At 61.6% G+C, this 18568-nt stretch carries 15 protein-coding genes; 6 read left to right on the top strand and 9 right to left on the bottom strand.

The genetic code is table 11. The features are described from left to right. Positions 1-2: 2 nt before the first annotated feature. The 3 genes from AC3WRD_RS21605 to AC3WRD_RS21595 form a co-directional block, all read right to left on the bottom strand. Positions 3-2033, bottom strand: coding sequence for a 2Fe-2S iron-sulfur cluster-binding protein (locus AC3WRD_RS21605; RefSeq protein WP_102622631.1), 2031 nt, complete (start codon positions 2031-2033; stop codon positions 3-5). A gap of 45 nt (positions 2034-2078) precedes the next feature. Beyond that, positions 2079-2705 carry a glutathione S-transferase family protein gene (locus AC3WRD_RS21600; RefSeq protein WP_102622632.1) on the bottom strand — a complete coding sequence of 209 codons (627 nt, stop codon included), beginning with the start codon at positions 2703-2705 and terminating at the stop codon, positions 2079-2081. Between the two features lie 104 nt (positions 2706-2809). Continuing rightward, positions 2810-3736 carry a LysR family transcriptional regulator gene (locus tag AC3WRD_RS21595; RefSeq protein ID WP_102622633.1) on the bottom strand — a complete coding sequence of 309 codons (927 nt, stop codon included), beginning with the start codon at positions 3734-3736 and terminating at the stop codon, positions 2810-2812. Positions 3737-3964: 228 nt separating this feature from the next. On the opposite strand from AC3WRD_RS21595, the gene AC3WRD_RS21590 reads away from it, so the two are divergent. The 6 genes from AC3WRD_RS21590 (at position 3965) to AC3WRD_RS21565 (ending at position 9156) form a co-directional block, all read left to right on the top strand. Beyond that, a complete protein-coding gene (locus tag AC3WRD_RS21590) occupies positions 3965-4741 on the top strand; it encodes an ABC transporter substrate-binding protein (protein WP_102622634.1) in 777 nt (258 codons plus the stop codon). 89 nt (positions 4742-4830) lie between these two features. Then, positions 4831-5520: an ABC transporter permease gene (locus AC3WRD_RS21585; RefSeq protein WP_096817045.1), complete on the top strand. Its 690-nt coding sequence runs from the start codon at positions 4831-4833 to the stop codon at positions 5518-5520. Between the two features lie 13 nt (positions 5521-5533). After that, positions 5534-6232 carry an ABC transporter permease gene (locus AC3WRD_RS21580; protein ID WP_102622635.1) on the top strand — a complete coding sequence of 233 codons (699 nt, stop codon included), beginning with the start codon at positions 5534-5536 and terminating at the stop codon, positions 6230-6232. 9 nt (positions 6233-6241) lie between these two features. Continuing rightward, on the top strand, positions 6242-7354 hold the full coding sequence (locus AC3WRD_RS21575) for a succinylglutamate desuccinylase/aspartoacylase family protein (RefSeq protein WP_102622636.1): 1113 nt from the start codon (positions 6242-6244) through the stop codon (positions 7352-7354). A gap of 18 nt (positions 7355-7372) precedes the next feature. Continuing rightward, positions 7373-8137 carry an ABC transporter ATP-binding protein gene (locus tag AC3WRD_RS21570; RefSeq protein ID WP_102622637.1) on the top strand — a complete coding sequence of 255 codons (765 nt, stop codon included), beginning with the start codon at positions 7373-7375 and terminating at the stop codon, positions 8135-8137. 110 nt (positions 8138-8247) lie between these two features. After that, positions 8248-9156 (top strand): MurR/RpiR family transcriptional regulator, encoded by a 909-nt coding sequence (locus tag AC3WRD_RS21565; protein ID WP_096817037.1) that lies wholly within the window; start codon positions 8248-8250, stop codon positions 9154-9156. A gap of 47 nt (positions 9157-9203) precedes the next feature. Here the strand turns inward: AC3WRD_RS21565 and AC3WRD_RS21560 are convergent, their stop codons facing one another. The 6 genes from AC3WRD_RS21560 to glmU form a co-directional block, all read right to left on the bottom strand. Next, positions 9204-10610, bottom strand: a complete 1407-nt coding sequence (locus AC3WRD_RS21560) for an amino acid permease (RefSeq protein ID WP_102622638.1) — start codon at positions 10608-10610, stop codon at positions 9204-9206. Positions 10611-10707: 97 nt separating this feature from the next. Further along, positions 10708-12240 (bottom strand): histidine ammonia-lyase, encoded by a 1533-nt coding sequence (gene hutH, locus AC3WRD_RS21555; RefSeq protein ID WP_492574051.1) that lies wholly within the window; start codon positions 12238-12240, stop codon positions 10708-10710. 2 nt (positions 12241-12242) lie between these two features. After that, on the bottom strand, positions 12243-13934 hold the full coding sequence (gene hutU / locus AC3WRD_RS21550; protein ID WP_492574052.1) for a urocanate hydratase: 1692 nt from the start codon (positions 13932-13934) through the stop codon (positions 12243-12245). Positions 13935-14344: 410 nt separating this feature from the next. Beyond that, complete coding sequence (gene glmS / locus AC3WRD_RS21545) at positions 14345-16177, bottom strand: glutamine--fructose-6-phosphate transaminase (isomerizing) (RefSeq protein ID WP_096822374.1); 1833 nt, start codon at positions 16175-16177, stop codon at positions 14345-14347. Positions 16178-16179: 2 nt separating this feature from the next. Then, entirely contained in the window at positions 16180-16956 is a 777-nt protein-coding gene (locus AC3WRD_RS21540; RefSeq protein ID WP_085713102.1) for a DeoR/GlpR family DNA-binding transcription regulator, read from the bottom strand. Between the two features lie 133 nt (positions 16957-17089). Then, a complete protein-coding gene (gene glmU, locus AC3WRD_RS21535) occupies positions 17090-18457 on the bottom strand; it encodes a bifunctional UDP-N-acetylglucosamine diphosphorylase/glucosamine-1-phosphate N-acetyltransferase GlmU (RefSeq protein WP_096822376.1) in 1368 nt (455 codons plus the stop codon). Positions 18458-18568 lie beyond the last annotated feature (111 nt).

The following is an 18568-nucleotide window of genomic DNA, read 5'->3' as shown; positions in this document are numbered from 1 at the left end:
CTCTACAGATCCAGCACCAGCGGCTGGGCACTTTGCGCCGGCACCGCACAGCAAATCAGCACTTGTCCTTCCTCCGGCACGTCGGCCGGGGGCTGTGGATAATTCACCGCACCGCTGATCAGCCGCGTCTTGCAGGTGCCGCATGATCCTCCGCGACAGCTGAACTCGGGACGCAAGCCACGACTTTCCGCCAGCTCCAGCAGACTGCCGCCATCGGGCTGCCACCGCGCTTCCTTGGCCGAACGCTCGAAGACCACCGGCACCGAGGTGGTGACGGCCGGCAATTGTTCGATCACGATGGCGTCCGGATCGGCCTGCCGCTTGAGGGTCGAGGGGCCAAAGGTTTCGGCGTGGATCTGGTCGTCACGCACGTCCAGTTCACGCAGGCTGTCGTAAAGGCCTTGGGTAAAGCCGCCGGGGCCGCAAAGCACAAAGTCGATCTGATCGAAGTCCTCGACGTCCAGCAGGTTCCTCAGCAATGAGCCGTCGATGCGCCCGTGCAGGTCGTAATCCTCGCCTTCCACCAGATCGGGCTCCGGCTGGCTGAGCAGGCGCAACACCCGCACCGCATCGCCGGCGTCCTCCAACAAGCGGTCCAGCTCCGCGCGAAACGGTTGGTCGGCAAGACTGCGAGAACTCTGGATCAGCCAGGTCGGACGAATCCGCCGGGTGCGCAGGCCCTGATACACCACCTCACGCAGCATCGACAGCAACGGCGTGATCCCGACCCCGGCCGCCAGCAGCACCAAGGGCCGACGCTCCAGCGGCGCCACGGTGAAATGCCCTTGGGGCGAGCGCGCCTCCAGCACATCACCGACGCGCACCTGATCGTGCAGATGCGTCGATATCCGCCCTTCACGCTTTACGCTGATCCGGAAGAAATCATCCGACGGCGCACCCGACAGACTGTAAGTGCGGATGAACACCTCGCCATCGAGTTTGAAGCGCAGCGGCAGATGTTGCCCGGCCTGAAATACCGGCAAACCGGCCCCATCCACGGGTTCGAGGTAGAACGAACGAATGTGCTGGCTCTGCGCTTCAATCCGCGTCACCCGCAGCGGCCGCCAGCTGTCACCCAGAGCCTGGGCTTGCAAACGTGCGTCGGCCTGAGCCCAGGTGCCGGTCAACAGACTGGTCGGCGACATGCCGTCGAAGCGCCAGCGCAGGGCCAACGCGCCCGGACGCCGCACCGCTTTTTCCACCTCGAACGTCCACAACCGCTCGGCGCCCTGGAAGGCTGCGATCTGCGGCCCGTCGAGAATGACCTCGGTACGGCCGCTGAGCTGCAACAGATCACCTGTGGAAAAGTCGATGAACAGCAAGCCAGCCCGGGGATTGAGCAGCAGGTTGCCGAGGGTGTTGAAGTGCAGGTTGCCGGCAAAATCCGGGATGGTCAGGCGATTGCCTTCCACCCGCACGAAACCGGCCTGGCCGCCACGGTGCGAAACATCCACCGAACGCTCGCCGTCGACATCGACATAACTGGCGACGAAGAAGGTGTCGGCCGTTTCGATCAGCGCGACCGCCGCGTCATCCAGCCCATCGAAATGCTCGGCACGCCGGGTTCGCGGGTCTGCCAGCGGCACTCGCTGGAACTGGCGCAACTGAATGTACTGCGGGCAGTTGCCGAAGGACTGATCGACCGTCAAGTCGAAGCCGCTCGTACCCAGGTTGCCAATGTGGCCGTTGAGGCGATTGCGCCGACGGGTGTGCAACTCGATGCCGAGCAGGCCGATGGCCGCACCTGCCTGCAACTGCGCCGGGTCATCAAAGGCGGGCAGACTGTCGAAGTGCAACTGCGTCGGTTCCGGAGAGTGCGCGAAACCCGGCTCACCCTCCAGCACACTGGCCCAGGGACGGCCATCGGCATCCACCGCGCCGAACAGCATGAAGGGTAATTGCTGATAGAACTGACGGTGCTGATCCGGCATCCAGGTGCGAATCACCTTACGACCGAATTCCTCCATGCGCTCGGCAACGCCGACCTGCGCTTGCAGTTGTCGCTCGCCGGCGTGCCAGGGTGAACGTTCCATGACGACCTCTCCCCCACGCCAGCGGCGCAGTCTGGATGGTGAACCTCAGGCGCTGGTTTGCAGACCGGCGACGGTACGTGGCATGCCGATAAAACCGGGCAATGCTTCAACCCGCGCCAGCCAGGCGCGCACGTTGGCATAGTCGTCCAGCGACACATTGCCTTCCGGCGCATGGGCGATGTAGCTGTAGGCCGAGACGTCGGCGATGGTCGGCTCGCTGCCGACCAGGAACGGAGTCTTGCCCAGTTCCAGATCCATCACCTTGAGCAGGTTGTGCGCACGGGTGATCGCCTCATCGGCGTTGAGTTTCGCCCCGAACACCGTGACCAATCGCGCTGCTGCCGGGCCAAAGGCAATCGGCCCCGCCGCTGCCGACAGCCAGCGCTGGACGCGCGCCGCGCCGACCGGGTCGCTCGGCAGCCAGCGACCGTTGCCGTACTTCTGCGCCAGATACACCAGAATCGCATTGGAATCGGCCAGCACCACGCCGTTGTCATCAATGGCCGGCACTTGCCCGAAGCTGTTGATCGCCAGGTAATCAGGTTGTTTGTGCTCGCCCTTGGCCAGATCGACGAAGATCAGTTCGGTCGGCAGTTGCAACAGGGACAGCATCAGCTCGACCCGGTGGGCGTGGCCGGAACGAGGGAAGTTGTAGAGTTTGATCGCTTGCATGGTCGACTCCGCAGGGCTTAGGCGCCGCTCAGGAGGGTCGGCGGCCGTGGCAGTCATCTTCCACCTATCGCGAAAACAACAGAATCACCAGCAAACGCAATCCATTATTTCTCTGGATGAAATAACGCCGCGTTTTTCAGGGCCGGATGCTCACGCAAGGCGTTCACGGTGTAATCGACAAAACTGCGCACCCGGGCCGGCGCCTTGCGCCCGCCCTGATACACCACGTGGATTGGCAGCGGCGGCAACTCGTACTCGGCGAGAACGATTTCCAGCTCACCGGAGGCGATCTTGCCGGCAACCTGATAAGACAGCACCCGAGTCAATCCAAGTCCCAGGCAAGCGGCCGCAATCGCGGCCTGATTGGCGGTGACCACCAGCCGAGGCTCGGGCCTGACGCTCAAGGGTTCACCGTCCTCCAGGAATGGCCAGCTGCGCAGTTGGCCGATGGCCGAAGTCGCCACCACCGGCGCGCCCGCCAACGCCTGTGGATGGGTTGGCCGACCGTGAACGGCAAAATACCCAGGCGAGCCGCAAATCACCCGGCGCACCTCACCGACCCGGATCGCATGCTGATTGCTGTCCGGCAAATCACCGATGCGGATCGCCACATCGACCCCTTCCTCGACCATGCTCACCACGCGATCCAGCAGCAAGGCGTTGATGGAAACGTCCGGGTACTGCGTCAGATAACCCGCCATCACCGGTGTGACAAACAGCTCGCCGAACAATACCGGCGCAGTCACCGTCAATTGCCCACGGGGCTGGGTGTGGCTGCCGGCGGCGGAGTCTTCCGCTTCCTGCACCTCGGCAAGAATCCTCCGACAGTCTTCCAGGTAACGCTGGCCCGCCTCGCTCAGATGCACGCTGCGGGTGGTGCGAATCAGCAATTGCGTACCGATCCGCTGCTCCAGCGCCGCCACCGCCCGGGTAATGCTGGCCGCCGACAGACCCAAGCGCCGCGCCGCCGCGGAAAAGCCCTGCTCCTGAGCAACGGCCGCGAAAACCTGCATTTCCTGGAAGCGATCCATGGTGTCCCCGAAGTGGATGAAAAACCGCCTCGCATTATAGGCAGTCCCCGATCTTCAACGGGCATGGCCGAACGACCGCCGATCCAGAATTGATATTTTTATTTTCAGTTGTATTGATGAATGATTTATTTCGTGTCATTTATAGCCTCGCCGATCACAGGAATGATCCAGCGCGCCACCCGGATGGCGGGCACCTGTTTTCCTAACGCCCTCCCAGGAGTCGACAAAATGAACAAGACAGAACTTCTAGGTGCTCTGGCGCTGTGCGCATTCAGCTTCATGGCCCATGCCGATGAAGACAGCCTGCGTATCGGTATCGAAGCCGCCTACCCACCCTTTTCCTACAAAACGCCGGAAGGCAATGTCAGCGGGTTCGACTACGACATCGGCAACGCCTTGTGCGAAGAGATGAAGGTCAAGTGCGAGTGGGTCATTCAGGAGTTCGACGGCATGATTCCGTCGCTCAAGGTGCGCAAGATCGACGCCGTGCTGTCGTCGATGTCGATCACCGAAGACCGGATGAAGTCGGTCGACTTCAGCAAAAAGTACTACCACACGCCGGGCAAGTTCGCGATGAAGGCCGGCAGCGTAATCAACGACCCGCTGGTGGACCTCAAGGGCAAGAAACTCGGCGTGCAACGCTCATCGACCTATGACCGGTTTGCCACCGAGCAACTGGAAAAGGCCGGCGTCGTCGTGGTGCGCTACGGCTCGCAGAACGAAGCCTTCCTCGACCTTGCCTCGGGTCGCCTGGACGCCACCCTCGCCGACATCGTCAACACCGACGAAAGCTTCATCAAGACACCGGCCGGACAAGGTTTCGCCCTGACCGGGCCGGACATCAACGACCCGAAATACTTCGGCCGTGGTGCCGGGATCGCGGTGCGCAAAGGTGACGTCGCCAACACGGCGCGCCTGAACGCGGCGATCGACGCCATCCGCGCCAACGGCAAATACCAGCAAGTGATGGGCAAGTATTTCGCCTTCGATATCTACGGCGAATAAACCGTCGCCTCCGCCCGGCGCCAGCCCGCTGCAGGCGCCCTTCGGGCTTGTCTTGCGCGCCTTCGGGCGCACGCTTGAGGAACTTCATCATGCTCCACGGCTACGGATCGAGCATTCTCGATGGTGCCTGGCTGACCATCAACCTGGCCCTGACCTCCATGTCGCTGGCCATTGCCCTGGGCCTGATCGGCGCGGCGTTTCGCCTGTCGCCGCTCAAATGGCTGGCCATGCTCGGGGAAGGCTACACGACCCTGATTCGCGGCATTCCCGATCTGGTGCTGATCCTGCTGATTTTCTATGGCGGCCAGGATCTGGTGAACCGCATCGCCCTGGCGTGCGGTTACACCCGCTACATCGACATCAATCCCTTCATCGCTGGTGTCTGCACCATGGGTTTCATTTTTGGTGCCTATCTCTCGGAAACCTTTCGCGGTGCCTTCATGGCCATCCCCAAAGGTCAGGCGGAAGCCGGTGCGGCCTATGGCATGCGCGGCACGCAAGTGTTCTGGCGGATTCTGGTGCCGCAGATGATTCGCTTCGCCATTCCGGGGTTCACCAACAACTGGCTGGTGCTGACCAAATCCACCGCGCTGATTTCGGTCATCGGCCTGCAGGACATGATGTTCAAGGCCAAGAACGCCGCCGACGCCACTCACGAGCCGTTCACGTTTTTCATTGCGGTGGCGGCGCTGTACCTGATGCTCACCAGCGTGTCGCTGCTGGTGCTGCGCGCTCTGGAAAAACACTATTCGGTCGGCATCAAAGCCGCCGAGTTGTGAGGAGAACCTGCCGATGATGCTCGACTACAACCTGATCTGGGAAAACCTGCCGCTGTATTTCGACGGCGCCTTGTTGACCCTCAAAGTCCTGCTCATTTCCCTGAGCCTGGGGCTGGTCCTGGCGGTTCCGCTGGCGCTGATGCGGGTGTCGCGCTCGCCGCTGCTCAGCTTCCCGGCGTGGCTCTACACCTACGTGATTCGCGGCACGCCGATGCTGGTGCAACTGTTCCTGATCTATTACGGCCTGGCGCAGTTCGAATCGGTGCGCCAAAGCGTGCTCTGGCCCTACCTCTCCAGCGCCACGTTCTGTGCCTGCCTGGCGTTCGCCATCAATACCAGTGCCTACAGCGCGGAGTTGCTGGCGGGCAGCCTGAAGTCCACGTCTCACGGCGAAATCGAAGCCGCCCGGGCAATGGGCATGTCCCGCCTGACCCTGTACCGCCGCATCTTGCTGCCATCGGCCTTGCGCCGGGCACTGCCGCAGTACAGCAACGAAGTGTTGATGATGCTGCAAACCACGAGCCTGGCCTCCATCGTCACGCTGGTGGATATCACCGGCGCGGCACGCACGGTGAGCTCGCGGTTCTATATGCCGTTCGAAGCGTTCATCACCGCCGGCCTCGTCTACCTCGCCCTGACTTTCATTCTGGTGCGCCTGTTCAAGCTGGCCGAACGCCGCTGGCTGGCCTACCTGGCACCGCGCAAGCACTAAGGAGCTGACATGGAAAAGATTCAATACCTGTTGCCGTGGAGCGCTTCGGGCACCGAACGGTCACTGTCGGTGTTCCGGTTTGGCGCCGGCCCGCGCAAGGCGTACATCCAGGCCTCCCTGCATGCCGACGAGCTGCCGGGGATGCGCGTGGCCGTCGAGCTCAAGCGCCGCCTGCTGGAACTGGAAGCACAGGGTCGCCTGAACGGCGTGATCGAGCTGGTGCCGATGGCCAACCCGATCGGCATCGCCCAGATGTTCCAGGCCACCCATCAAGGTCGCTTCGAGTTCGCCAGCGGCAAGAACTTCAATCGCGACTTCCCGGAGCTGGCCGAAGCCGTGGCGCCATTGCTCAAAGGCCGGTTGGGCGATGACGCCGACGCCAACGTCGCGCTGATCCGCCGCGCCTTGATCGACACCCTCGCCGACATGCCGCCACCGGCCTCGGAACTCGATGGCCTGCGTCGCCTGTTGCTGCAACATGCCTGTGACGCCGATGTGGTGCTCGACCTGCATTGCGATTTCGAGTCGGTGATGCTGCTCTACACCATGCCGCAACACTGGGGACGCCTGCATTCACTGGCCGCACGCCTGGGTGCCGAGGTCACGTTGCTGGCCGAAGACGCTGGCGGCAGTGCATTCGACGAGGCCTGTGCGGTGCCGTGGCTGCGCCTGACCGAACTGTTCCCGGAAGCCAACATTCCCTTGGCCTGCGCGGCGACCACCATCGAATTGCGCGGCATGGCCGACACCGAACGCGAGCAATGCACTCACAGTGCGCAGGCGATTCTCGGCTACCTCGCCGAACAGGGGTTGATCAGCGGTGAATGGCCGCCAGCGCCGTCGAGCCGTTGCGAGGCGATGCCGTTCGCCGGCGCGCAGTACGCCTGTGCGCCGCACCCGGGCGTGGTCAGTTTCCTGCAACCGCTGGGGGCGCGGGTCAAGGTCGGCGATCCGCTGTTCGAAGTCCATGATCCGCTCAACGACCGTCACAGCATCGTCCGCGCCTGCACCGACGGCGTGCTCTATGCCCGCGAACGCCTGCGCTTTGCCCAACCCGGTCTGTGGCTGGCCAAGGTCGCCGGTTTCACCCCTATTCGCCAAGGCCGCTTGCTCAGCGACTGATGCCAGAGAGTTCACACCATGTACAAACTTGAAATTCAGGACCTGCACAAAAGCTACGGCGCCCACCAGGTGCTCAAGGGCGTGTCCCTGCAGGCCCAGGCTGGCGATGTGATCAGCATCATCGGCTCCAGCGGGTCAGGCAAAAGCACCTTCCTGCGTTGCATCAACCTGCTGGAACAACCCAACGCCGGCAGCATTGTGCTCAATGGCGAACCGCTGAAACTGGTGGCGAATAAACTGGGCGAACTCAAGGCAGCCGAACCCCGACAGTTGCAACGCATGCGTTCACGGTTGTCGATGGTGTTTCAGCACTTCAACCTGTGGTCGCACATGAGCGCCCTGGAAAACGTCATGGAAGCCCCGGTGCATGTACTGGGCGTGGGCAAGAAAGAGGCCCGGGAAAAGGCCGAGCACTATTTGAACAAAGTTGGCGTGGCGCATCGCAAGGATGCCTGGCCCGCCCACATGTCGGGTGGCGAACAGCAGCGCGTGGCAATTGCCCGCGCACTGGCCATGGAACCGGAAGTGATGCTGTTCGACGAACCGACTTCGGCGCTCGATCCCGAACTGGTGGGCGAAGTGCTGCGGGTCATGCAGGACCTCGCCCAGGAGGGTCGCACCATGGTGGTTGTGACCCACGAAATGGGCTTCGCCCGTGAGGTTTCCAATCAATTGGTGTTCCTGCACAAAGGGCTGGTCGAGGAGCGCGGAGATCCACGTGAAGTGCTGGTCAATCCGCAGTCAGAACGCCTCCAGCAGTTTCTGGCCGGGAGCCTGAAGTAAGCCCGACCGCTTCGCTCGGCGTTGTCCTGCAACGGTTGGCTTCGGATACACTCCAGCCAACCTTGTCAGGCGCAGCCCTTCTCTCACTTTCAGGAACTGTTGATCCGGATATGCCCAGCCCATCGAAAGACACCACGGTCTACGCCGCACCGGTCATGCGCAAACTGGCGGAAATCGTTGCCGATCTGCCGCCGTCGCTGCGCAAGGTGGCTGACTTCATCCTGCGTCATCCGCTGAAAGCCGCGACGCTGACGATCGAGGAAATGGCCCACGAAACATCGACCTCGCCCGCCGCCGTCAACCGACTGGCCAAGGCGATGGACCTCGGTGGTTATATGGGCATGAGGGCTGAACTGGTAGCGACGTTGCAGCAGATGGTGTCGCCGGTCGACAAGCTGCGTAATGAACTGGCTCATCGTCCGGGCGGAGCGTTTGGCCTGCATGAGCAGATCGAGAGCGCCAGCAGCAACCTGGCCACGGCGGCGACCAACAACCACGCCGAAGCCTTCGAAGCGTTCGTCACCCGGCTGACCACTGCGCGCAAGATCTACATCCTCGGGTTCGGCAACAGCGTCTACTTCGCCGGCCTCGCCGCCTCGACCCTGATGCCGTTCTGCGCCGACGCCACCGCCATCAGCATGGAGGGCGGCAACGAAAACGCCGCGTACCGACTGGCCGCGATCACCGATCAGGATGTGTTGCTGGCGATTTCCCTGCCGCGTTATTCCCTCGACACCCTGCAACTCGCCCGATTCGCCAACCAACGCGGTGCGTCGGTACTGGCGATCACCGACTCACCGGCCTCGCCGCTCACCAGCATTGCCGAGCATGTGCTGTTTGCGCCTTGCGATCATCCGGTGCTGACCAGTTCCAACGTGGCCATGCTGGCGTTGATCGAGGGACTGGTCGCGGGCGTAATGGCGCGCAACAAGGAAGCGGTCAAACTGGCGACCGAGCTGACCGAAAGCGTGATGTCTTACCTGCACATCCCCAACGGCAGCAAATCGCCGAAGAAGTGATGCGTGAAGGGGGCGCCGGTATATCCCGGGCGCCCCCTTCGATCAGATCAAGGCTGAGAAACCGGCTGATCGCTGGTCACCCGCGCAGCCTGCCCGGCCGCCGGTTTGACCCACGTCAGATAAGCCAGCACCAGCAACACGATCCAGACCACGCCGACGATCAGCGCTGCCTGGGTGTCCGGGAAGTAACCCAGCACGCCGAACACGAACAGCATGAAGGCAATCGCCGCCATCGGTGCGTACGGCCAGAACGGTACCGGGAATTTCAGTTGCGCCACCTGCTCGGCCGTCATCGAACGACGCATGGCCACCTGGGTGAACAGAATCATCAGCCAGACCCACACCGTGGCGAAGGTCGCGATGGAAGCGATCAGCAGGAACACGTTTTCCGGGATCAGGTAGTTCAGCAACACGCCCAGCAGCAGCGCGCAGCTCATCACAATCACCGTCAGCCACGGCACGCCATTGCGTGACAGCTGAGCGAAGCCTTTCGGCGCATGCCCTTGCTGAGCCAGGCCGTACATCATGCGGCCCGCACCGAAAATGTCGCTGTTGATGGCCGACACCGCCGCCGAGATCACCACAATGTTCAGAATCGTGGCCGCCGAGCTGATGCCCAGGTGGTCAAAAATCTGCACGAACGGGCTGCCCTGGCTGCCAATCTGCTGCCACGGGAAGATCGACATCAGCACCAGCATCGTCAGCACATAGAACAGCAGGATGCGCAGCGGCACGGCGTTGATCGCCTTGGGCAGCACACGGTGCGGGTCCTTGGCTTCACCGGCAGTCACACCGATGATTTCGATACCACCGAAGGCAAACATCACCACCGCAAACGAGGCGATCAGGCCACCTATGCCATTGGGCATGAAACCGCCCTGGGTCCACAGGTTGCTGATATCGGTCGCCTGACCGGGGGCGGTGCTGATGCCGAACAACATGATGCCGAAGCCGCCGAGGATCATCGCGACGATAGCCGCGACCTTGAGCAACGACAGCCAGAACTCCATTTCACCGAAGACTTTGACGTTGCACAGGTTCAGGCCGCCGACCACCGAAACGATGCCCAGCACCCAGATCCAGCGCGAGACTTCCGGAAACCAGAAGCCCATGTAGATGCCGAACGCCGTCACATCGGCCATGCCGACGATGACCATTTCGAACGCGTAGGTCCAACCGAGGATGAAGCCCGCCATCGGGCCGAGATAGGTGCTCGCGTAATGCCCGAACGAGCCGGCGACCGGGTTGTGTACCGCCATCTCGCCCAAGGCGCGCATGACCATGAACACCGCCGCGCCACCAATCAGGTAAGCGAGCAGAACGGCAGGACCGGCCATCTGGATGGCCGAGGCAGAACCGTAGAACAACCCGGTACCGATCGCGGATCCCAGGGCCATGAAGCGAATGTGTCGGGCCGAAAGCCCGCGTTTCAAACCTTTTGCTGGCTGCTGCATTTTTCGTCCTTATTTATTGTTATTCGACGCAAAAATCGAAACGCCAACAGGCCGGCCTCCACGCAGAGTGGAAGACAGCCTGTTGGCGATGAGGCACTTACAGACTCGGCAGCAAGTTCGCCGGAACCAACTCATTCAGAGTCCGCGAAGCCAGCAGCTCAGTCGCTGCATTGATGTCCGGCGCGAAGAAGCGGTCCTTCTCGTAGAACGGCACTTCGCGACGCAGAATCGCCCGGGCCTGTTCCAGTTTGGTCGAGGTCTTCAGGCCGTTGCGCAGGTCCAGACCTTGCGCCGCCGCCAGCCATTCCACCGCGAGAATCCCGCGAGTGTTCTCGGCCATTTCCCACAGGCGCTTGCCGGCAGCCGGGGCCATCGACACGTGGTCTTCCTGGTTGGCGGAGGTTGGCAGGCTATCCACCGAATGCGGATGGGCCAGTGCCTTGTTCTCGCTGGCCAGTGCGGCCGCAGTCACTTGGGCAATCATGAAACCGGAGTTCACGCCACCGTTGGCCACCAGGAACGGCGGCAGTTGCGACATGTGTTTGTCCATCATCAACGAGATACGGCGCTCGCTCAGCGAACCGATTTCCGCAATGGCCAAAGCCATGTTGTCGGCAGCCATGGCCACCGGTTCGGCGTGAAAGTTGCCGCCGGAAATCACGTCGCCTTCAGCCGCGAATACCAATGGGTTGTCGGACACGGCGTTGGCTTCGATCACCAGCACCTCGGCAGCCTGACGGAACTGGGTCAGGCAGGCGCCCATGACTTGCGGCTGGCAGCGCAGCGAGTACGGGTCCTGGACCTTTTCGCAATTCTGGTGCGAATCGGACACTTCACTGCGCTCGCCCAGCAGATCGCGGTAAGCAGCAGCGGTGTCAATCTGGCCTTTCTGGCCACGAGCGGCGTGGATACGGGCGTCGAACGGCGAACGCGAACCGAGCACCGCTTCAACTGTAAGACCACCCAGCGCCAGCGCGCCGGCAAACAGGTCTTCACCTTCGAACAGGCCGCGCAGCGCGAATGCGGTAGAGACCTGAGTACCGTTGAGCAGCGCCAGGCCTTCCTTCGCAGCCAGTGTCAGCGGGGTCAGACCGGCGACTTTCAGCGCTTCGGTCGCTTCCATCCACTCGCCCTTGTAGCGCGCCTTGCCTTCGCCCAGCAGTACCAGCGACATGTGCGCCAGCGGTGCCAGGTCGCCGGATGCACCGACCGAACCTTTCAACGGAATGTGCGGGTAAACCTCGGCGTTGATCAGGGCGATCAGCGCATCGATCACCACGCGGCGGATGCCGGAGAAACCACGGCTCAGGCTGTTGACCTTGAGCACCATGATCAAACGCACCAGCTCATCGCTGATCGGCTGACCAACGCCAGCGGCGTGGGACAGCACCAGCGAACGCTGGAGGTTTTCCAGGTCTTCGCTGGCGATGCGGGTCGAGGCCAGCAGGCCGAAACCGGTGTTGATGCCGTAGGCAGTGCGGTTCTCGGCGAGAATCTGCTCGACGCAGGCGACGCTGGCTTCGATCTGGGCAGCAGCGCTGTAATCGAGGCTCAGTTTGACCGGGTTCTGGTAGACGTCACGCAGTTGGGACAGGCTCAGTTGGCCAGGGATCAGGTTCAGTGCAGTCATGTTCAGGCTCCTTTAACCGAAGTAATCATTGGCAGGTTCAAGCCCTGCTCCTTGGCGCAGTCGATGGCGATCTGGTAACCGGCATCGGCGTGGCGCATCACACCGGTGCCCGGGTCGTTGTGCAGCACACGAGCGATACGCTCGGCCGCTTCGTCTGTACCGTCGCAGACAATCACCATGCCCGAGTGCTGCGAGAAGCCCATGCCGACGCCGCCACCGTGGTGCAGCGACACCCAGGTTGCGCCGCTCGCGGTGTTCAGCAGCGCGTTGAGCAGTGGCCAGTCGGAGACGGCATCGGAACCATCCTGCATCGATTCGGTTTCACGGTTCGGGCTGGAGACCGAGCCGGAGTCGAGGTGGTCGCGACCGATCACGATCGGTGCCGACAGCTCGCCACGACGGACCATTTCGTTGAACGCCAGGCCGAGCTTGGCGCGCTGGCCCAGACCCACCCAGCAGATGCGTGCCGGCAGACCCTGGAAGCTGATGCGCTCGCGGGCCATGTCCAGCCAGTTGTGCAGGTGCGCGTCGTCCGGGATCAGTTCCTTGACCTTGGCGTCGGTCTTGTAGATGTCCTGTGGATCACCCGACAGCGCCGCCCAGCGGAACGGGCCGATGCCACGGCAGAACAGCGGACGGATGTAGGCCGGGACGAAGCCCGGGAAGTCGAAGGCGTTTTCCACGCCCTCTTCCTGGGCCATTTGACGGATGTTGTTGCCGTAGTCGAAGGTCGGGATGCCTTGCTTCTGGAAGTCCAGCATCGCTTTGACGTGGACGGCCATCGATTGCTTGGCGGCTTTGATTACAGCGGCCGGTTCGGTCTTGGCGCGGGCGCGGTATTCGTCCCAGGTCCAGCCGGCCGGCAGGTAACCGTTCAATGGATCGTGGGCGCTGGTCTGGTCGGTGACCATGTCCGGGCGCACGCCGCGACGAACCAGTTCCGGGAGGATTTCCGCAGCGTTGCCCAGCAGCGCGATGGAGATCGCCTTGCCTTCTTTGGTGTACTTGGTGATGCGCGCCAGGGCGTCGTCGAGGTCTTTGGCTTGCTCGTCGACGTAGCGGCTTTTCAGGCGGAAATCGATGCTCACCTGCTGGCATTCAATGTTCAGCGAGCAGGCACCGGCCAGGGTCGCGGCCAGTGGCTGAGCGCCGCCCATACCGCCGAGGCCGGCGGTCAGGACCCAGCGGCCCTTGAGGTTGGAGTTGTAATGCTGGCGACCGGCTTCGACGAAGGTTTCGTAGGTGCCCTGGACGATGCCCTGGCTGCCGATGTAGATCCAGCTGCCGGCGGTCATCTGGCCGTACATGGCCAGGCCTTTGGCGTCGAGTTCGTTGAAGTGTTCCCAGGTCGCCCAGTGCGGCACCAGGTTGGAGTTGGCGATCAGTACGCGCGGCGCATTGCTGTGGGTCTTGAACACGCCGACCGGTTTGCCGGACTGCACCAGCAGGGTTTCGTCGTCGTTCAGGTTGGTCAGGCTTTCGACGATCTTGTCGTAGCACTCCCAGTTGCGCGCAGCGCGGCCGATGCCACCGTAAACCACCAGTTCTTTCGGGTTCTCGGCCACTTCCGGGTCAAGGTTGTTCATCAACATGCGCAGCGGCGCTTCGGTCAGCCAGCTCTTGGCGGTCAGCTTGTTGCCGCGGGCGGCGCGGATTTCAACGTCACGGAATTTGGTGCGGTTGTTGTCAGTCACGAAAAAGACTCCTCAGCGATCAATTCAAACCAACCCTGGCGATGGGCAAGCGGCTTGTGCGCCCCTTGGCGCGACAAGCGAATCAGTGGACGTGATGCTCGGTTTCTTTCAACTCGTATGCATACGTCTTTACTTGTACATACAAGCATATGCAATTGAACGGCCAACTTGTTGAGAAGCTATTCAACAAGAACCGCAGACATGGCTGGAGAGCGCCAAAATCAAGGGTTGCGGCGTATTTCAGTTTTTTTACAGGGAGTGTTTTGAGCGGCAGGGGACTGTTACAGAAGCGTGGCGTTGCGCCTTGCTGGGGTGTTCGGTAACAAAAAGTGGGGAACATGCCACAACCTGGAGGCCCCAATGGGCCTCCAGGCTGTGACCGTTTATTACGGGTTACCCTTGTGGATAACTTATTCCACCGTCACCGACTTCGCCAGGTTGCGCGGCTGATCCACGTCGGTGCCTTTGAGCACAGCGACGTAGTACGACAGCAGTTGCAACGGGATGGTGTAGAGGATCGGCGACAGGATGTCGTGGATGTGCGGCATCTGCACCACGTGAGTGCCTTCGCCGTTGGTCATCCCGGCCTTTTCGTCAGCGAACACGATCAGTTCGCCGCCACGTGCACGGACTTCCTGCAGGTTGGACTTGAGCTTCTCGAGCAGTTCGTTGTTCGGCGCCACGGTGACCACCGGCATGTCGTTATCCACAAGTGCCAGCGGGCCATGCTTCAGTTCGCCGGCCGGATAGGCTTCGGCATGGATGTAAGAGATTTCCTTGAGCTTCAGCGCCCCTTCCATCGCTACCGGGTATTGCGCACCACGACCGAGGAACAGGGTGTGGTTCTTGTCGGCGAACAGTTCGGCGATTTTTTCCACGGTGCTGTCCATGGCCAGCGCTTCGCCCAAGCGAGTTGGCAGGCGACGCAATTCTTCGACCAGTCGGGCTTCAACGCCTTTTTCCAGAGTGCCGCGGACCTGGCCCAGGGACAGGGTCAGCAGCAGCAGGCCGACCAGTTGCGTGGTGAACGCCTTGGTCGAGGCCACGCCGATTTCGCGACCGGCCTGGGTCAGCAGGGTCAGGTCGGATTCGCGCACCAGCGAACTGATGCCGACGTTGCAGATCGCCAGGCTGCCGAGGAAACCCAGCTCCTTGGCGTTGCGCAGGGCGGCCAGGGTGTCGGCGGTTTCGCCGGACTGGGAGATGGTGACGAACAGTGTATCCGGCTGCACCACCACCTTGCGGTAGCGGAACTCACTGGCAACTTCGACCTGACACGGAATCCCCGCCAGCTCTTCGAGCCAGTAACGGGCAACCATACCGGCGTGATAACTGGTGCCGCACGCCACGATCTGCACATTGCGCACCTTGGCGAACAGTTCGGCGGCCTGCGGGCCGAACGCCTGCACCAGCACCTGATCCGAGCTCAATCGACCTTCCAGCGTGCGTTGCACCACGGATGGCTGCTCGTGGATTTCCTTGAGCATGTAGTGGCGGAACTCGCCTTTGTCGGCGGCTTCGGCACCGTCGGTGTACTGCACGGTCTGGCGCTCGACGGCTTTGCCGGTCACGTCCCAGATCTGCACCTTGTCACGCTGGATTTCGGCGATATCGCCCTCTTCCAGGTACATGAAACGGTCGGTGACCTGACGCAGGGCCAGTTGGTCGGAAGCGAGGAAGTTCTCGCCCAGACCCAGGCCGATCACCAGCGGGCTGCCGCTGCGAGCCGCGACCAGGCGATCCGGTTGCAGCGCGTGGATGACCGCCAGACCGTAGGCGCCATGCAGTTCCTTGACCGTTGCCTTCAGGGCGTCGGACAGGTCCGGCAGCGCCTTGAGTTTTTCAGTCAGCAGGTGGGCGATGACTTCGGTATCGGTGTCGGAAGAGAACACGTAACCCTGCGCCTTGAGTTGCTCACGCAGCGCTTCATGATTTTCGATGATGCCGTTGTGCACCACCGCGACGTTACCGGAGAAATGTGGGTGGGCATTGCGCTCGCTCGGCGCGCCATGGGTTGCCCAGCGGGTGTGGGCGATACCGAGACGGCCAATCAGCGGATGTTCAGCCAGGGCTGCGTCCAGTTCGCTGACCTTGCCGACACGACGGGTGCGTTCCAGCGTGCCGTCATTGGTGTACACCGCCACACCGGCACTGTCATAACCCCGGTATTCGAGGCGCTTGAGGCCCTCGACCAGGATGGCGGTGATGTTACGTTCAGCTACCGCGCCGACAATTCCACACATGCTTATTTCTCCTGACTGACCGTCGCGCAAATCAAATTGATACCGCGAGCCTGAATCTGATCCCGTGCCTCCTGCGGCAGGCGATCATCGGTGATTAGGGTATGGACACTGCTCCACGGCAGCTCCAGGTTTGGAATCTTGCGGCCGATCTTGTCGGCCTCGACCATCACGATCACTTCCCGCGCCACTTCCGCCATCACCCGGCTCAGGCCGAGCAGTTCATTGAAGGTGGTGGTGCCACGCACCAGATCGATGCCATCGGCACCGATAAACAACTGATCGAAGTCGTAAGAGCGTAGTACCTGCTCGGCGACCTGGCCCTGAAAGGATTCCGAATGGGGATCCCAGGTACCACCGGTCATCAGCAGGACAGGTTCGTGTTCGAGTTCGCTCAAGGCGTTGGCGACGTGCAGGGAGTTGGTCATCACCACCAGACCCGGCTGCTGGCCGAGCTCGGGAATCATCGCGGCCGTGGTGCTGCCGCTGTCGATGATGATGCGGGCGTGTTCGCGGATACGTGTGACTGCAGCGCGAGCAATCGCCTGTTTGTATTTGGAAACGTTCTGACTGACGTCGGCCACCAGTTCCTGAGGCATGGTGATCGCTCCGCCGTAACGGCGCAGTAGCAGACCATGGCTTTCCAGTGCGGCCAGATCTTTGCGAATCGTAACTTCCGAGGTTTCGAAACGCTTGGCGAGCTCGTCGACACTGACTTCGCCCTGCTCATTGAGCAAGGCCAGAATGTTGTGGCGACGTTGGGGTGTGTTGCGTTTCGACATGGCGCGCTAAGTTTCGATTCGAAAGATAATGAAAGCAATCAAAACCTATCGCAGCAAAACCGTCAAGACGGAGGATGAAAAAAAATCGCTGCCCGTAGGCAGCGATTTTTCAGATTGAAGCGCTGTGGATAACTCAGCTCTTCTTGATCTTCTCCGGCCGCTTCCAGCCATCGATGTTCTTCTGCCGCGCACGGCCGACGGCCAACTGGGCGTTATCCACATTCTGGGTGATGGTCGAACCGGCTGCGGTGGTTGCACCCGCGGAGATATCCACAGGCGCCACCAGCGAGTTGTTGGAGCCGATGAACACATCTTCGCCCAACACGGTTTTCCACTTGTTCGCACCATCGTAGTTGCAGGTGATGGTGCCGGCGCCGATGTTGGTGCGGGCACCGATCTCGGCGTCGCCCAGATAGGTCAGGTGTCCGGCCTTGGCACCCTCGCCCATGCGGGCGTTTTTCAGTTCGACAAAGTTACCCACATGGGCGCGAGCCTCCAGCACGGTGCCCGGGCGCAGGCGTGCAAACGGGCCGGCATCGCTGCCTTCACCGAGCACTGCACCTTCGATATGACTGTTGGCCTTGATCACCACGCCTTTGCGCAGAGTACTGTCCTTGATCACGCAGTTCGGGCCGATCACCACGTCGTCTTCGATGACCACCTTGCCTTCGAGAATGACGTTGACGTCGATCAGCACATCGCGACCGGCGGTCACTTCACCACGCACGTCAAACCGCGCCGGGTCACGCAGGGTCACACCCTGAGCCATCAGACGACGGCCAGCACGCAACTGATAGTGGCGCTCCAGTTCGGACAGTTGCTTGCGATCGTTGGCGCCCTGCACTTCCATCGGATCATGGGGTTGCTCGGTCGCAACCACCAGGCCATCACCGACCGCCATTTCAATTACGTCGGTCAGGTAATACTCGCCTTGGGCGTTGTTGTTCGACAGACGACCCATCCAGTCAGCCAGATGGCTGGCAGGCACCGCGAGAATGCCGGTATTGCCTTCGGTGATCGCACGTTGTGCTTCGCTGGCATCCTTGTGCTCGACAATCGCCGCGACCTTGCCGCTGGCGTCGCGCACGATGCGGCCATAACCGGTCGGGTCGTCCAGTTCGACGGTCAACAACCCCATCTGCCCTGGCACAACGTGCTTGAGCAGACGCTGCAGGGTTTCGACTTCGATCAGCGGCACGTCACCGTAGAGAATCAGAACAGTGTCGGCGGTGATGAACGGCACAGCCTGGGCAGTCGCATGACCGGTGCCCAACTGCTTGTCCTGCAACACGAAATTGAGATCATCGGCGGCCAGCCGCTCGCGCACCACATCGGCGCCATGGCCGATGACCACGTGAATGCGCTGTGGATCAAGTTGACGGGCACTGTGGATAACATGGCCGAGCATCGAGTCACCGGCAATCGGGTGCAGCACTTTCGGCAGTGCCGAACGCATACGGGTGCCTTGACCGGCCGCGAGGATAACGATTTCAAGAGACATGACTGGCTACCAATCCTGGGTGGTCAGCAACTGCGACCGGGTTTTTGAAAGTCGGAAAAGAAAAAAGGGTAGCCGAGGCTACCCTTTTTTATCAATCGCACAACAAGTGGC

It is taken from the genome of Pseudomonas sp. FW215-R2 (assembly GCF_058789255.1).
Note: the sequence above shows the minus strand (reverse complement) of the source record. Positions and strands in the feature narration are given on the sequence as shown.